General features: G+C 68.9%; 13 protein-coding genes and 2 riboswitches. Of the genes, 9 read left to right on the top strand and 4 right to left on the bottom strand.

The genetic code is table 11. The features are described 5' to 3' along the window. The first annotated feature begins 318 nt into the window (after positions 1 to 318). The 7 genes from C7H84_RS18955 (at position 319) to C7H84_RS18925 (ending at position 9,756) form a co-directional block, all read left to right on the top strand. Positions 319 to 1,371, top strand: a complete 1,053-nt coding sequence (locus C7H84_RS18955) for an oxidoreductase (RefSeq protein WP_121860219.1) — start codon at positions 319 to 321, stop codon at positions 1,369 to 1,371. A 205-nt stretch (positions 1,372 to 1,576) separates the two neighbouring features. Further along, entirely contained in the window at positions 1,577 to 1,945 is a 369-nt protein-coding gene (locus C7H84_RS18950; RefSeq protein ID WP_121860218.1) for a hypothetical protein, read from the top strand. A gap of 132 nt (positions 1,946 to 2,077) precedes the next feature. Then, a riboswitch (glycine riboswitch) is annotated at positions 2,078 to 2,183 on the top strand. Between the two features lie 31 nt (positions 2,184 to 2,214). Then, a riboswitch (glycine riboswitch) is annotated at positions 2,215 to 2,344 on the top strand. 87 nt (positions 2,345 to 2,431) lie between these two features. After that, positions 2,432 to 3,550: a glycine cleavage system aminomethyltransferase GcvT gene (gene gcvT, locus C7H84_RS18945; protein ID WP_121860217.1), complete on the top strand. Its 1,119-nt coding sequence runs from the start codon at positions 2,432 to 2,434 to the stop codon at positions 3,548 to 3,550. A 126-nt stretch (positions 3,551 to 3,676) separates the two neighbouring features. Further along, positions 3,677 to 4,057 (top strand): glycine cleavage system protein GcvH, encoded by a 381-nt coding sequence (gcvH, locus tag C7H84_RS18940; RefSeq protein WP_121860216.1) that lies wholly within the window; start codon positions 3,677 to 3,679, stop codon positions 4,055 to 4,057. Between the two features lie 61 nt (positions 4,058 to 4,118). Then, positions 4,119 to 7,046, top strand: coding sequence for an aminomethyl-transferring glycine dehydrogenase (gcvP, locus tag C7H84_RS18935; RefSeq protein WP_121860215.1), 2,928 nt, complete (start codon positions 4,119 to 4,121; stop codon positions 7,044 to 7,046). A gap of 154 nt (positions 7,047 to 7,200) precedes the next feature. Further along, entirely contained in the window at positions 7,201 to 8,337 is a 1,137-nt protein-coding gene (locus C7H84_RS18930) for an alginate lyase family protein (RefSeq protein WP_121860214.1), read from the top strand. A 30-nt stretch (positions 8,338 to 8,367) separates the two neighbouring features. Beyond that, a complete protein-coding gene (locus tag C7H84_RS18925) occupies positions 8,368 to 9,756 on the top strand; it encodes an L-serine ammonia-lyase (protein ID WP_121860213.1) in 1,389 nt (462 codons plus the stop codon). A gap of 79 nt (positions 9,757 to 9,835) precedes the next feature. On the opposite strand, the gene C7H84_RS18920 is transcribed toward C7H84_RS18925, so the two are convergent. From C7H84_RS18920 to C7H84_RS18905, 4 genes are all read right to left on the bottom strand, one after another. Beyond that, entirely contained in the window at positions 9,836 to 10,237 is a 402-nt protein-coding gene (locus C7H84_RS18920; RefSeq protein ID WP_121860212.1) for a type II toxin-antitoxin system VapC family toxin, read from the bottom strand. Beyond that, positions 10,237 to 10,473, bottom strand: a complete 237-nt coding sequence (gene vapB, locus C7H84_RS18915) for a type II toxin-antitoxin system VapB family antitoxin (RefSeq protein WP_121860367.1) — start codon at positions 10,471 to 10,473, stop codon at positions 10,237 to 10,239. Before vapB ends, C7H84_RS18920 begins: the two co-directional genes overlap by 1 nt. Before the next feature lie 188 nt (positions 10,474 to 10,661). Then, positions 10,662 to 10,946 carry a type II toxin-antitoxin system RelE/ParE family toxin gene (locus tag C7H84_RS18910; RefSeq protein WP_121860211.1) on the bottom strand — a complete coding sequence of 95 codons (285 nt, stop codon included), beginning with the start codon at positions 10,944 to 10,946 and terminating at the stop codon, positions 10,662 to 10,664. Continuing rightward, entirely contained in the window at positions 10,943 to 11,404 is a 462-nt protein-coding gene (locus tag C7H84_RS18905; protein WP_121860210.1) for a hypothetical protein, read from the bottom strand. Before C7H84_RS18905 ends, C7H84_RS18910 begins: the two co-directional genes overlap by 4 nt. A 294-nt stretch (positions 11,405 to 11,698) precedes the next feature. Between C7H84_RS18905 and C7H84_RS18900 the strand changes: the two genes are divergently transcribed. Together C7H84_RS18900 and C7H84_RS18895 are read left to right on the top strand one after the other, a co-directional pair. Then, complete coding sequence (locus C7H84_RS18900) at positions 11,699 to 13,402, top strand: thiamine pyrophosphate-binding protein (RefSeq protein ID WP_121860209.1); 1,704 nt, start codon at positions 11,699 to 11,701, stop codon at positions 13,400 to 13,402. Then, positions 13,399 to 14,493 (top strand): ADP-heptose--LPS heptosyltransferase, encoded by a 1,095-nt coding sequence (locus tag C7H84_RS18895; protein WP_121860208.1) that lies wholly within the window; start codon positions 13,399 to 13,401, stop codon positions 14,491 to 14,493. Before C7H84_RS18900 ends, C7H84_RS18895 begins: the two co-directional genes overlap by 4 nt. Positions 14,494 to 14,590 lie beyond the last annotated feature (97 nt).

Genomic DNA, 14,590 nt, shown 5'->3' with positions numbered 1-14,590 from the left:
TCGGGCCCCATTCAGGGCCAGTTGGGCCACAATGGACGACCGTCGCACCAGCAAGCGCTACGGGCACGACGGGCAAGTTGGCCGCGCTAGTCAAGGCGCGCAGCAGCGCGCCGATTGCACGATCTGCCACCCGGCCGGCCGCGACCTGCGCTCGCCGGTTTGCGCCACGCGCCCGCTGCACCCGCGCAAATGCCGCCTCCCGCCGCGCACTTTGCCGATGACGACGGTGCATGCCGCCGCGCCATGCCAAAATAGCCGGTCGTCCTCGCGCCTTCACGGCGCGCCCTTCTTTCGTTTCGTACGCAGCCAGGGATTGCCATGTCGTCATTGCTCAGGATTGGTTTGATGGGTTTCGGTTTCGCCGGCGCGACGTTCCACGCGCCCGTGATCGCCACGAGCGGCCGCACCGAGGTCGCCGCGATCGCGACCGGCCAGGCGGATCGCGCACGCGCCGCGTATCCGGGCGCGCGCATCGTTCCCGATCTCGACACGCTGCTCGGCCTCGACGACATCGACTGCGTGGTGATCGCCACGCCGAACGACACGCACTTCACGCTCGCGCGCCAGGTACTCGAAGCCGGCCGCCACGTGGTCGTCGACAAGCCGGTCACGCTCACCGCCGACGAGGCGCTCGCGCTCGCGCGGCTCGCGAACGCGCGCAGCCGCCTGTTCGCGCCGTTCCACAACCGCCGCTGGGACGGCGACTTCCTCACCCTACGGCGCGTCGTCGAATCCGGCGAGCTCGGCCGGGTGACCTATTTCGCGTCGCACTTCGACCGCTTCCGCCCGACCCCCCGCACCCGCTGGCGCGAGGAGCCCGCGCGCGGCGGCGGCCTGCTGCTCGACCTCGGCCCGCACCTGATCGACCAGGCGCTCGCGCTGTTCGGGCTGCCGCAAACGGTCAGCGCGACGGTCAAGACGCGCCGCGACAACGGTACGGCGCCCGATTTCGTGCATGTGCTGCTCGGCTATCCGGACAAGGACGTCGCGCTGCACGCGAGCGCGCTGTCGGCGATCGAGCCCGCGCGCTTCACGCTGCACGGCACGCGCGGCAGCTACCAGAAGTTCGGGCTCGACACGCAGGAGGACCAGCTGAAGGCCGGGCTCACGCCGGACCACGTCGAGTTCGGCGGCGGCAACCCGCCCGGCGTGCTGCGCGTGCTCGACGGCGAGCTCGAAGTCGAACGGCCGGTGCCCACGCTCGACGGCCAGTACGCGGAGTTCTATCGCGCGCTCGCCGCGTCGGTTCACGACGGCGCGCCGTTCCCTGTCACGCCGCAGGACGCCGTCGACGTGATGACGATCATCGAGCTCGCCGCGCAGAGCGAACACGAAGGCCGCCGGGTACCGTTCGTGCGCCGCACCGTCTGACGGGTGCCGGCCGGGTCGGTGCCGGCGCGGCCGCAGCGGCCGTCCCGAGCCGCGCCGCGCGCCGGCCGCGGCCATGCGTCAGCCGCCGCGCCGGGCCGATCCCCAACATTCCGTTACAAATGGTGCGGGAACGAAAGTCAGCGGTCGGCCGGTCTGACGCGTTTCTCAAAAAGTCGATCCGACACCAAACCGTCAGGAGAATGTGATGCAACGGTTGATTCGCGCAGCGGCATGCTGCGTCCTGGTTTCCTCGCTCGCGGCCTGTGTCGTGCAGCCGCAGCGGCCGGCCCGGCAGGCCCCGCCGCCTCCGCCGCGACCGAATCCGCAGGTCATCGCGAATGACCGCATGCAGGAGGTCCAGGGCCGGATCGACAACCTGCACCGCCGGATCGACACGCGCGTGAACGGCGGCTACTACCCGCCGCCGTACGGCGCGCAGCTGCACCACCGCCTCGACGTGATCCGCCAGGAAGCGAACGACATGTCCGGGCAGCACAACGGCGGCCTGTCCGGCGACGAGCAGCGCGTGCTGAACCAGGAGCTCGACACGGCCGCGCGCGCGATCGGCGAATAATCCGGGCGTGCCTGCGCCCGCACCGCGCCGGCCCGCGCTCGCGAAAGCGGCGGCACCCCACGCGCGCCGCTTGTCGCGAAGCGACATTCTTTTGCTCAAATTGACAACGCCCACCCGCTCGCGTACAGTCGCCCGCACGCGTCGGGAGAGCGTGTGACCGCGTAGCTAAGCAACGCCGGTCGCGCCGCCGAAGGGGCACACCCGCAAACTCTCAGGCAAAAGGACCGACCGCGTCGGGGAATCCCGTCCGCGCACTGCGCGGGCCGCATTCCCCGCACTCTGGAGAGCGGCAGTAGCCCGCTGCGCACATGCTGCGCAGGGCAAGCTGCCCACCGAAGGGGCGCGCGCTCGCCGGCATGGCGGCGCAATCTCTCAGGTATCGAGGACAGAGGGGCATGTACCGGATCGTTTCGCAGGCCGCCAAGGCCGCGACGCTCCGCACATGGCCGTTCTGACCCGCGCGCAAGCGCCTTGCCTGAGGCCTCGATGACTGCACTGAATCAAACCCCGCTCAACGCCGCGCACCGCGCGCTCAATGCCCGCATGGTCGACTTCGGCGGCTGGGACATGCCCGTCAACTACGGCTCGCAGATCGAAGAACACGAAGCCGTGCGCACCGACGCCGGCATGTTCGACGTGTCGCACATGTGCGTCGTCGATTTCACCGGCAGCCGCGTGCGCGCGTTCTTCGAGCACGCGATCGCGAACAACGTCGGCAAGCTCAAGACCCCCGGCAAGGCGCTGTACTCGTGCCTGCTCAATCCGGAAGGCGGCGTCATCGACGACCTGATCGTCTATTACTTCACCGAAGACTTCTTCCGCGTCGTCGTCAACGCCGGCACGGCCGAGAAGGACATCGCGTGGTTCGCCCAGCTCAACCAGCAAGGCGGCTACGGCCTGACCATCGCGCAGCGCCGCGATTTCGCGATCGTCGCCGTTCAGGGCCCGAACGCACGCGAAAAAACCTGGGCGACGGTGCCGGCCGCACGCGCCGCGACGAGCGAGCTGAAGCCGTTCAACGCCGCGCAGGTCGCCGGCACGCCGTTCGGCGATCTCACCATCGCGCGCACCGGCTACACCGGCGAAGACGGCTTCGAAGTGATCGTCCCGGCCGTGCACGTCGAAGCGCTGTGGAACGCGCTGCAGCAAAACGGCGTGCGCCCGTGCGGGCTCGGCGCGCGCGACACGCTGCGCCTCGAGGCCGGCATGAACCTGTACGGCCAGGACATGGACGAGACCGTGTCCCCGCTCGACGCGGGCCTCGCATGGACGGTCGACCTCACCGCGCCGCGCGACTTCGTCGGCCGCGCCGCACTGGAAGCCAGCGGCACGCGCGCCGCATTCGTCGGCCTGATCCTGCAGAAGGAAAACGGCAAGGCGGGCGGCGTGCTGCGCGCACACCAGAAAGTCGTCACGCCGCACGGCGAAGGCGAGATCACGAGCGGCACGTTCTCGCCGTCGATGCAGGAGTCGATCGCATTCGCGCGCGTGCCGGCGGCCGTCCAGGTCGGCGACACCGTTCAGGTGCAGATTCGAGACAAGCAACTTCCCGCGCGCGTGGTAAAACTGCCGTTCGTGCGCAACGGCAAGGTCCTCGCTGCGTAACGACCGGGAAGCGACCGGCAGGCCGCGTCCCGGCAAAGCCGGGAAATGGCGCCCGGCGCAACCACATCCGGCGCGCCCCGGCGGCGCGCCAGCATAACGAACACACCTTTTATCCAGGAGCATCCGATGAGCAACGTCCCGGCCGATCTGAAATACACCGACGAACACGAGTGGATCCGCACCGAGGCGGACGGCACGCTGACGGTCGGCATCACCGATCACGCGCAGAGCACGCTCGGCGACATCGTCTTCCTCGAACTGCCGCAAGTCGGCAAGTCGGTGACGGCGGGCGACGCCGTCGGCGTCGTCGAATCGGTGAAGGCCGCATCCGACATCTACTCGCCGGTGTCCGGCGAGATCGTCGCCATCAACGAAGATGCCGCCAACTCGCCGGAAGAAGTGAACAGCGACGCGTACGGCGTGTGGCTGTTCAAGATCAAGCTCGCCGACGGCGCATCGACCGACAAGCTGATCGACGCCGACGCGTACAGCAAGCTGATCGACTAATTTTCCTTACCCGAACCGCGCGCGGCCGGGCAGCCGGCCCGCGCGGGACCAGAATCACGCCATGAAGCTCGAACACCTGGACCGCCTGATGAACCGCACGCCCCTCTCGCTCGCCGCGCTCGAAACGCACGACGCGTTCGCAGAACGCCACATCGGCCCCGATGCCGCCAGCCAGCAGGCCATGCTCGACACGCTCGGCTTCGCGTCGCGCGCCGCGCTGATCGACGCCGTGATCCCGGCCTCGATCCGCCGCGCCGAAACGCTGCCGCTGGGCCCGTTCGCGCAACCGAAGAGCGAGGCCGAAGCCCTCGCCGCGCTGCGTGCGCTCGCGGACAAGAACCAGGTGTTCCGCTCGTATATCGGCCAGGGCTATTACGACTCGCACACGCCGGCCGTGATCCTGCGCAACGTGCTCGAGAACCCGGCGTGGTACACGGCCTACACGCCGTACCAGCCCGAAATTTCCCAGGGTCGCCTCGAGGCGCTCCTGAACTTCCAGCAGATGGTCGCCGACCTGACGGGCCTCGCGATCTCGAACGCATCGCTGCTGGACGAAGCAACGGCCGCAGCTGAGGCGATGACGCTGCTGCAGCGCACCGGCAAGCCGAAATCGAACGTGTTCTACGTCGCCGACGACGTGCTGCCGCAAACGCTCGAAGTGATCCGCACGCGCGCGCTGCCGGTCGGCATCGAGGTCAAGACGGGCCCGGCGGCCGACGCCGCGCAAGCCAACGCGTTCGGCGTGCTGCTCCAGTACCCGGGCGTGAACGGCGACGTGCGCGACTACCGCGCGCTCACCGACGCGATCCACGCGGCCGGCGGCCATGTCGTCGTCGCGGCCGACCTGCTCGCGCTGACCGTGCTGACGCCGCCCGGCGAATGGGGCGCGGACGTCGCGGTCGGCAACACGCAGCGCTTCGGCGTGCCGATGGGCTTCGGCGGCCCGCACGCCGCTTACATGGCCGTGCGTGACGAATTCAAGCGCCAGATGCCGGGCCGCCTCGTCGGCGTGACCGTCGACGCGCAGGGCAAGCCCGCGCTGCGCCTCGCGCTGCAGACGCGCGAACAGCACATCCGCCGCGAGAAGGCGACGTCGAACGTGTGTACCGCGCAGGCGCTGCTCGCGATCATGGCGAGCATGTACGCGGTCTACCACGGCCCGCACGGCCTGAAGACGATCGCGCTGCGCGTGAACCGCATCGCGGCGCTGTTCGCGGCCGGCGTGAAGCAGCTCGGCTTCGCGACCGTCAACGACACGTTCTTCGACACGGTGACGGTCGACACCGGCGCGCGCACCGCGCAGGTCCACGAGTTCGCGAAGGTCAGGCGCATCAACCTGCGTCGCGTGAGTGACACGCAAGTCGGCGTGTCGGTCGACGAGACGACGACCCGCGACGACCTCGCCGCCCTCCTCGCCGTGTTCGCGCAAGCCGCGGGCGGCACCGCGCCGACCGTCGACGCACTGGACGCGGGCCTCGCCGGCGTCGCCGCGCTGCCGCCCGGCCTCGAGCGCACGAGCGCGTACCTCACGCACCACGTGTTCAACCGCCACCATTCCGAAACCGAAATGCTGCGCTACCTGCGCAGCCTGTCGGACAAGGATCTCGCGCTCGACCGCTCGATGATCCCGCTCGGCTCGTGCACGATGAAGCTGAACGCGACGTCGGAAATGCTGCCGGTCACGTGGCCGGAATTCGGCCGGATCCACCCGTTCGCGCCGTCCGAGCAGACCGTCGGCTATCGCGAGATGATCGACCAGCTCGAGGAAATGCTCGTCGCGGCCACCGGCTACGCGGCCGTGTCGCTGCAGCCGAACGCCGGCTCGCAAGGTGAATACGCGGGCCTCTTGATCATCCACGCATACCATGCGTCGCGCGGCGAAGCGCATCGCGACGTGTGCCTGATCCCGGCGTCCGCGCACGGCACGAACCCGGCGTCCGCGCACATGGCCGGCATGAAGGTCGTGGTCGTCGCGTGCGACGCGCAGGGCAACGTCGACATCGCCGATCTCAAGGCGAAGGCCGAGCAGCACTCGAACGACCTCGCGGCGATCATGATCACGTATCCGTCGACGCACGGCGTGTTCGAGCAGAACGTCCGCGAGATCTGCGAGATCGTGCACGCGCACGGCGGCCAGGTGTACGTCGACGGCGCGAACATGAACGCGATGGTCGGCCTGACCGCGCCGGGCCAGTTCGGCGGCGACGTGTCGCACCTGAACCTGCACAAGACCTTCTGCATCCCGCACGGCGGCGGCGGCCCGGGCGTCGGCCCGGTCGCGGTCGGCGCGCACCTCGCGAAGTTCCTGCCGAACCAGCGTTCGACCGGCTACGCGCGCGCGGAAGACGGTATCGGCGCGGTGTCGGCGGCACCTTACGGTTCGGCGTCGATCCTGCCGATCTCGTGGATGTACATCGCGATGATGGGCGCGAAGAACCTGACTGCCGCGACCGAAACCGCGATCCTCAACGCGAACTACATCGCGAAGCGCCTGGCGCCGCACTACCCGGTGCTGTATTCGGGCCCGGGCGGGCTGGTCGCGCACGAGTGCATTCTCGACCTGCGTCCGCTCAAGGAAACGAGCGGCATCAGCGTCGACGACGTCGCGAAGCGCCTGATGGACTACGGCTTCCACGCGCCGACGATGAGCTTCCCGGTGCCGGGCACGCTGATGGTCGAGCCGACCGAATCGGAATCGCAGGAAGAGCTCGACCGCTTCATCGCCGCGATGATCGCGATCCGCGACGAAATCCGCGCGGTCGAGGAAGGCCGCGCCGACCGCGAGGACAACCCGCTGCGTCATGCACCGCACACGGCAGCCGTCGTGACCGCGAACGAATGGCCGCATGCGTACTCGCGCGAGCAGGCTGCGTATCCGGTCGCGTCGCTCGGCACGAACAAGTACTGGCCGCCGGTCGGCCGTGCGGACAACGCCTATGGCGACCGCAACCTGTTCTGCTCGTGCGTGCCGATGTCGGAATACGCATAACGCTCGCCCCGCACTGGAGCGCCCCGAACGTGAACTCACCGCACGCAGCCGCCGGTTGCGTGCGGTGTTTGCGTTCGCCGCCGGCCGACCGGTTCACGTTCGTCCGCCAATCCGGCTAACATCACACGCGATCCAGCCAATCAAGGAGTTCCGCATGGTGCGTCCGATGTTTCCGGGCCAGGGTGCAACGCAGGAGCGGCCGCCCACGCGCCGCCTGGTGCCGCTGCTCGTCGCGTCGCTGTCGTTTGCCGCCGTCGGCCTCGGCTCGGCCGGCAGCGCGCACGCGGCAATGAATTTCTGCGCGGCGCCGGCGTTGCAGGCGAGCGAGTCGACCCAGGCCGAGCCGGGCGTGCAGGCGCTGATCCGCAGCGTCGACGCGCGCATCGGCGAGCAGCCGAAGGCGATGCCGCGCGTGCACACGGAAGGCACGCTGCCGCACGAAGGCATCTACGACCAGAGCGCCGACGCGCTGAAGGACATGGAGCTGATGCGCGACGCCGCGCTCGCATGGCGCGTGACGAACGCGCCGCGCTACCTGCAGCTCGTCGACCGCTTCCTGTCCGCGTGGGTGTCGACCTATCAGCCGAGCTTCAACCCGATCGACGAGACGCGCTTCGACAGCCTGATCGTCGCGTACGACATGACCGCGAGCGCGCTGCCGGTGAAGACCCGCAACGCGACGGCGGCGTTCATCGGCAAGCTCGGTGCCGGCTATGTCGCGCAGATCGACGCGCAGAAGCGCCCGCTCACCGGCACGTGGCGCAACAACTGGCAGAGTCACCGGATCAAGCTGGTCGCGCTGTCCGCGTTCACGCTCGGCGACCGCAAGATGATGAACGCCGCGCAGCGGCTGTTCGTCGAGCATCTCGCCGACAACATCGGCCCGGACGGCAAGACCTGGGATTTCGACGAACGCGACGCGCTGCATTACGCGGTGTACGACCTGCAGCCGCTGGTGACGGCCGCGCTGGCCGCGCGCCGCTTCAACCGCAACTGGCTGCGCGAGCGCGGTGCGAACGGCGCGACGCTCGCGGCCGCGCTCGACTGGCTCGTGCCGTACGCGCTCGGCGAGAAGACGCACGAGGAATTCGTGAATTCGCCGGTGCCGTTCGACGCGAAGCGCCGTGAAGCCGGCTTGCCGGGTTACACGGGGCAGTGGGACCCGAAAAACGCCACCGAACTCTTTCATCTGGCCGCGCGGCTCGACGGGCGCTATGCCCGCGTCGCGCGGCAGCTATCCCCCATGCCGCCCGCATGGCTGGCCGCGTGCCTGCCACTGCAGGCGCGCTAGCACTACTCTTCAAGCAAGGCAGAAATCAAAATGGCAGTCAGCGTGTTTGACCTCTTCAAGATCGGCATCGGCCCGTCCAGTTCGCATACGGTCGGACCGATGCGCGCGGCGCTGATGTTCGTTCAGGGCCTCGAGCGCGACGGGATGCTCGACGCGACGGCCAACGTGAAGGTCGAGCTGTACGGCTCGCTCGGCGCGACCGGCAAGGGCCACGGCACCGACCGCGGCGTGATGCTCGGGCTGCTCGGCGACGCGCCCGACACCGTCGATCCCGAGACGATCGACGCGCGGCTCGAAGCGGTCCGCACGTCGAAGCAGCTCGCGCTGCTCGGCACGCATCCGGTGCCGTTCGTGCTGAAGGAGAACATCGCGTTCTACCGGCAGGCGCTGCCCGAGCATCCGAACGGGATGAAGCTGCGCGCGACCGATGCGAACGGCGCAGTGCTCGTCGAGCGCACCTACCTGTCGGTCGGCGGCGGCTTCGTCGTGACGGCCGGCGCGCCGAACACGAAGGTGCTGAGCGCGGCCGAACAGATGACGCATCCGTTTCGCACCGGCGCCGAGCTGCTCGCGCTGACCGAGTCGACCGGCAAGTCGATCGCGCAGCTGATGTGGGAAAACGAGCGCGCGTGGCACACCGAGGAAGAAACCCGCGAAGGGCTGCTGAAAATCTGGGCCGTGATGCAGTCGTGCGTGTCGCGCGGCTGCGGAATCGGCAACCCGGAGGCCGACGGGAACCTGCCCGGCCCGTTCCAGGTCAAGCGCCGCGCGCCGCAGCTGTATCGCGCGCTGACCGGCAACCCCGAGCGCGCGCTGCAGGATCCGCTGTCGATGGTCGACTGGATCAACCTGTATGCGATCGCCGTCAACGAGGAAAATGCGGCCGGCGGCCGCGTCGTCACCGCGCCGACCAACGGTGCGGCCGGCATCATCCCGGCCGTGCTGCACTACTACACGCGCTTCACGCCGGGTGCGAACGAACAGGGCGTGATCGACTTCCTGCTGACGGCCGCCGCGATCGGCATCCTGTACAAGCTCAACGCGTCGATTTCGGGCGCGGAAGTGGGCTGCCAGGGTGAAGTGGGCGTCGCGTGCTCGATGGCGGCCGGCGCGCTCGCCGCCGTGCTGGGCGGCACACCGCGTCAGGTCGAGAACGCGGCCGAGATCGGGATGGAGCACAACCTCGGCCTCACCTGCGACCCGGTCGGCGGGATGGTGCAGATTCCGTGCATCGAGCGCAACGCGATGGCATCGGTGAAGGCCGTCAACGCCGCGCGCATGGCGCTGCGCGGCGACGGCTCGCACTACGTGTCGCTCGATTCGGTGATCAAGACGATGCGCGAGACGGGCGCCGACATGAAGACGAAGTACAAGGAAACGTCGCGAGGCGGGCTGGCGGTGAATATCGTCGAGTGCTGATGCCGGCTCCGGCGGTAGCGCGGGGCGGACAGACAGCCCGCGTTGCCGTCGGCCACAGCGCCCAGCGCTGGTCGTTCAGCTAATCGTTCAGCCAGTTCTCCAGGCGCAACCCCGGATAGCCGACGAAATCCCGCTCGTTGTTGGTGACGAGAACGACATCGAGCGACACCGCATGAGCGGCGATCAATTTGTCGAGGTGATCCTTCTTCCGCTCGCGGGTTGCCTCGCGGACCGGACCGTACGCTTGCGCGGCCGCGGCGTCGAAAGGCGCGACGGGAATATCCTCGATCAATGCAGCGAGATTACGGCGCTCGCGGGCGCGGTTCGCAGATGCGGTCACGCCGTACTCGAGCTCCGCATAGGTGATCGCCGACATGACGACGTCCCCCGTGTAACACTGCGCAAATCGTCTCGCGACCTGCTCCGGCTGATTCTTCATCAGATAGATGCACATGTTGGTGTCGAGCATGAAGCGCGGCATCACAAACCCTCGCGTTCGGCCTGCTCCTGGTCGCCACGCCCTTCGGCCATGAAGTCCGGCCCGAATTTTGCGAATTTTTCGAGCACGCGGCTCAGCGGGCGCCGTATCGGCCGGATACGGATTTCATCACCAACGCGTTCGATTTCCAGTTCCATATCGCTGCGCTCATAGGCCAGATCCGCAGGAATTCGCACGGCCTGCGAGTTGCCGTTCCGAAATACCCTCGTGGTATGCATGTCGACCTCGCGTCGGATGTACATAGGATGTACATTATACGACGCGGTGTGCAATGTAAATCCATGTGTGTACATAACGCATGCTCCGTTGGCGTTCCGATCCATCCGCCAGGATCGGGTTGCCCTGACGATACCGGCCCATTCGCGTCGCCTCTCCCGGCCACGGAGCCGCCGACGTATCTCGCGCGTCACGGCCACTGCCGCCGCGCATGCAGCACGCGGAGAATCTCCACGATGCCGTCCGCCGGACGGACGCGATACACGAGCACATAGTTCGGCGCGACCACCAGCTCGCGGGTACCGGCCACCCGCCCGTGGCGGTACAACTCGGCGTGCGTCGGCAACGCAGCGGCCCTTTCTTCCAGCAGTTCGTCGAGTTCGAGCGCAGCCAGCGGGTCGTCCTCACCGATGTAGTCCATGATCGCGGCGCGATCTTCGTACGCCTTCGGGTTCCAATGCAGCGCGAGCGTCAAGAAGCGTCCCCGCGCCTGCCCGCGAGTCGCTCACGCAGCGCGGCACGGCGCGATGCGAAGTCGGCGCTGACTTCGGCGTCGGGAATCGCCGCACGCGGATCGTCCAGTGCCTGCTGCACCTGCTCCCGGAACCAGCGATCGTGCGCCGCTGCCTCGTGGGCCGCCTTCAACGCAACCGCGCGATCAGGCCGTGTTGCCCGGCCGGCCGCATCCGGGTCGTACGCCGACGCATCCACATCGAACCGGCTGATGCCGATGTCGCGTAAAAAGCCGACCAGCGTTTCAAAACGTCGAAACACCCGCACGTCGCCACGCTTGGCCGACAGAAAGCGTTCGTGCGTGCCGCAACGGGCCGACAGCGCCCAGCCGTTGCCGCAACCGACCACGCGGGCCGCGCGTACGGCGCCGGCTTCGACCAGCTTCGTCAGCGTCTTTTGATCGATCGTTTCGGTGGTCATGGCGATTTCCGATTCCGTTATTCGTCCTATTGCCAAAATTTTACTATTGAACGGCACCCCACTTTATTGTTATTTGGGTAGCTCGCTTCCCGGGGACGACAGCCATCCGGTCCGACATCCATAGCGCTCACTTTCCCCTGCCGCGCAGGCGCGCACAAGCTGGCCATTCGGCCAATCGACGCCGTACCCGTGCCCCGAATCCCCCGCGTTCCGACACTTTTCACCGGCCGGCGTGCCGGCGGCCGGCATACCGGCGTAAGCTGTACGTCCCGCTACCCAGGGAGACGGCAGCCCATGTCGCATTCCAAGGATCTCGAGCCGCGCGCCACCACCGGCGCGCGACTGCTCGTCGATGCGTTGCTCGCCAATCACGTCGAACGCGCGTTCTGCGTGCCGGGCGAGAGCTTTCTCGCGGTACTCGATGCGCTGGCGGACGACACCGCGCGCATCCAGACGGTCGTCTGCCGCCACGAGGCGGCGGCCGCGAACATGGCGGAGGCGGTCGGCAAGCTCACCGGCCGCCCCGGCATCGCGTTCGTCACGCGCGGGCCCGGCGCGACCCATGCGTCGATCGGCGTGCACACCGCATTCCAGGACTCGACGCCGATGATCCTGTTCGTCGGCCAGTGCGCACGCGAGCACCTCGATCGCGAAGCCTTCCAGGAAATCGACTACCGCCGGATGTTCGGCCAGATGGCGAAATGGGTCGCGCAGATCGACGATCCGCGCCGCATTCCCGAATACCTGAGCCATGCGTTCCACGTCGCGACGTCCGGCCGTCCGGGCCCGGTCGTGCTCGCGCTGCCGGAGGACGTGCTGTCCGACGCTTGCGCCGCGCAGCCCGTCGTGCCGGCCGCGAAGCGCGTCGCGGCATCGCCGTCGGCCGCGCAGCTCGACGAGTTGCGCGAACGGCTCGCGCGTGCCGAGCGACCGTTCGCGATCGTCGGCGGCAGCGGCTGGACACCCGACGCGTGCGCGAACCTGCGCACCTTCGTCGAGCGCTGGCAACTGCCGGTCGCGTGCGCGTTCCGCTTCCAGGACACCTTCGACAACGCACACCCGAACTACGCGGGCGACGTCGGCCTCGGGATCAATCCCGCGCTCGGCAAGCGCATTCGCGACGCCGACCTGCTGCTGGTGCTCGGCCCGCGCCTCGGCGAAGCGACGACGGGCGGCTACACGCTGCTCGACATCCCGAAAACACGCCAGACGCTGATCCACGTGCACCAGGGCGCGGACGAACTCGGCCGCGTCTATGCGGCCGACCTGCCGATCGTGTCGGGAATGCCGGAAATCGCGGCGCCGCTGGCCGCGCTCGATGCGCCGGCGCAGCCGGCGTGGGCCGGCTCGGCAGCCGACGCGCACCGCGCGTACCGCGAATGGCACGCGCCGCTGCCGATGCCCGGCGACGTCCAGCTCGGCGACGTGATGGTGCAGTTGCGCGAACGCCTGCCGCACGACGCGATCCTGACCAACGGCGCCGGCAACTATGCGATCTGGCTGCATCGCCATTTCGCGTACCGGCACTTCCGCTCGCAGCTCGCGCCGACCAGCGGCGCGATGGGTTACGGGCTGCCGGCCGCCCTCGCCGCGAAGTCGCTGTATCCGGCGCGCCCCGTCGTCGCGCTCGCCGGCGACGGCTGCTTCATGATGGCCGGCAACGAACTGGCGACCGCGATGCAGTACGGGCTGAACATCGTCGCGATCGTCGTCAACAACGGTCATTTCGGCACGATCCGCATGCATCAGGAGCGTAACTATCCGGGGCGCGTACATGGCACGGGGCTCACGAACCCCGATTTCGCCGCGTATGCACGCGCGTTCGGCGCGCATGGCGAGACGGTCGAGCGCACGGCCGATTTCGCGTCGGCCCTGGAGCGCGCGCTGACCTGCGGGCGGCCGGCGCTGATCGAGATCCGCATCCCGCAGGACGCCAGCACGCCGGCCGCCACGCTCGAGCAGATCCGCGAGCAGGGCCGCCGCGCGCGCGGCGAATGACGATGGCGCCGCGCGCCGCATCGGCCGATCTCGTGCTGTCGCGCGACGGCGCGCTCGCCCACCCCGGCACGCTGCTCGCACCCGACGGCGCGCTCGTCGCGCCGTACGACCTGGAGCACGGCAGCGGACCTGCGGACGATCACGTGCCCGCTGCTCCGGCGCTCGGCCTGCTGCACGCCGCGCACGCGCCGTTCCGGCTCGACTATGCGCGCGTGCCGCACGTGCACGTGATCAACGGGATGGGTGTCGCACTCGGTGACTCGGTGATCGGGCTGACCGCGCTCGCCGCGCTGCGCGCGCTGCATCCTGGCCTGCGCTTCACGTTGTACCGGCCGGCTCGTGCGCCGCGCTACGTCGACGCGCTGTATGCGCTCGCGGCCGACGTCGTCGCGCCGTCGCGGGCGCTGCCGAGCGCGGCCGATGCGCTGCCCGCGCACGCGCCGTGCATCGATGTCGGCAATCACCTGTACTGGCCTGCGTTCGCGCGCCAGCCGATGATCGACTTCTTCCTCGACGCGCTCGGCGCGGACCCGGCCACGGTGCCGGCCGCCGCGAAGCGCAACCGCTGGCTCGCGCGGCTGCGCGTGCCCGCGTTGCCGACCGACTGGCAGCGGCCGTACGTGCTGTTCTGCCCGACGGCGAGCACCGCGGTGCGCAGTGTGCCGCCGGCGCTGCGCGCGGCCTTCGTCGACCGGCTCGCGCAGCGCTACGGGCTGCCGGTGGTCGGGTTCGGCCCGGTCGCGCATCCCGCGTACGTCGACGTGAGCGGCGACGCGGCCGACACCGCGCGCTTCATCGCCTGGGTGAAGGGTGCCAGCGTGCTGTTCGCGCCGGACACGGCGGCGCTGCATGTCGCCGACGGTTTCGACGTGCCGACGCTCGGCTGTTTCACGACGATCGGGCCGGCGCTGCGCGTGCGCGACTATCCGCACTGCGTGCCGGTCACGCTCGACATGCCGGCCGAACTGCAGGGGCTGCATCGTAGCGAGCGGCCGGAGGATCTCGCCGCGGTCGAAGCCGCGTACCGGGCGATCGATTGGGATGCGATGCCGTGGCCGACGCCGCGCGACGCGGCGGCTACAGCGGGATAGAAAAACGGGCGAGTCGCCGGAAAGATGGAGCGCGCGTCAGCATCCACGCGCCGGCAGCGCTCTGTACAGCGGGATAGAAAGACGGCAAGTCGCCCGA

The organism is Burkholderia sp. Nafp2/4-1b (assembly GCF_003635165.1).
Taxonomy (GTDB): Bacteria; Pseudomonadota; Gammaproteobacteria; order Burkholderiales; family Burkholderiaceae; genus Burkholderia.
This window is presented reverse-complemented; position numbering and strand designations above follow the sequence as displayed.

Coding starts and splice junctions, on each gene's coding strand:
- C7H84_RS18955 (WP_121860219.1), top strand. CDS start 319: ATGTCGTCATTGCTCAGGATTGGTTTGATGGGTTTCGGTTTCGCCGGC.
- C7H84_RS18950 (WP_121860218.1), top strand. CDS start 1,577: ATGCAACGGTTGATTCGCGCAGCGGCATGCTGCGTCCTGGTTTCCTCG.
- gcvT (WP_121860217.1), top strand. CDS start 2,432: ATGACTGCACTGAATCAAACCCCGCTCAACGCCGCGCACCGCGCGCTC.
- gcvH (WP_121860216.1), top strand. CDS start 3,677: ATGAGCAACGTCCCGGCCGATCTGAAATACACCGACGAACACGAGTGG.
- gcvP (WP_121860215.1), top strand. CDS start 4,119: ATGAAGCTCGAACACCTGGACCGCCTGATGAACCGCACGCCCCTCTCG.
- C7H84_RS18930 (WP_121860214.1), top strand. CDS start 7,201: ATGGTGCGTCCGATGTTTCCGGGCCAGGGTGCAACGCAGGAGCGGCCG.
- C7H84_RS18925 (WP_121860213.1), top strand. CDS start 8,368: ATGGCAGTCAGCGTGTTTGACCTCTTCAAGATCGGCATCGGCCCGTCC.
- C7H84_RS18920 (WP_121860212.1), bottom strand. CDS start 10,237: ATGCCGCGCTTCATGCTCGACACCAACATGTGCATCTATCTGATGAAG.
- vapB (WP_121860367.1), bottom strand. CDS start 10,473: ATGCATACCACGAGGGTATTTCGGAACGGCAACTCGCAGGCCGTGCGA.
- C7H84_RS18905 (WP_121860210.1), bottom strand. CDS start 11,404: ATGACCACCGAAACGATCGATCAAAAGACGCTGACGAAGCTGGTCGAA.
- C7H84_RS18900 (WP_121860209.1), top strand. CDS start 11,699: ATGTCGCATTCCAAGGATCTCGAGCCGCGCGCCACCACCGGCGCGCGA.
- C7H84_RS18895 (WP_121860208.1), top strand. CDS start 13,399: ATGACGATGGCGCCGCGCGCCGCATCGGCCGATCTCGTGCTGTCGCGC.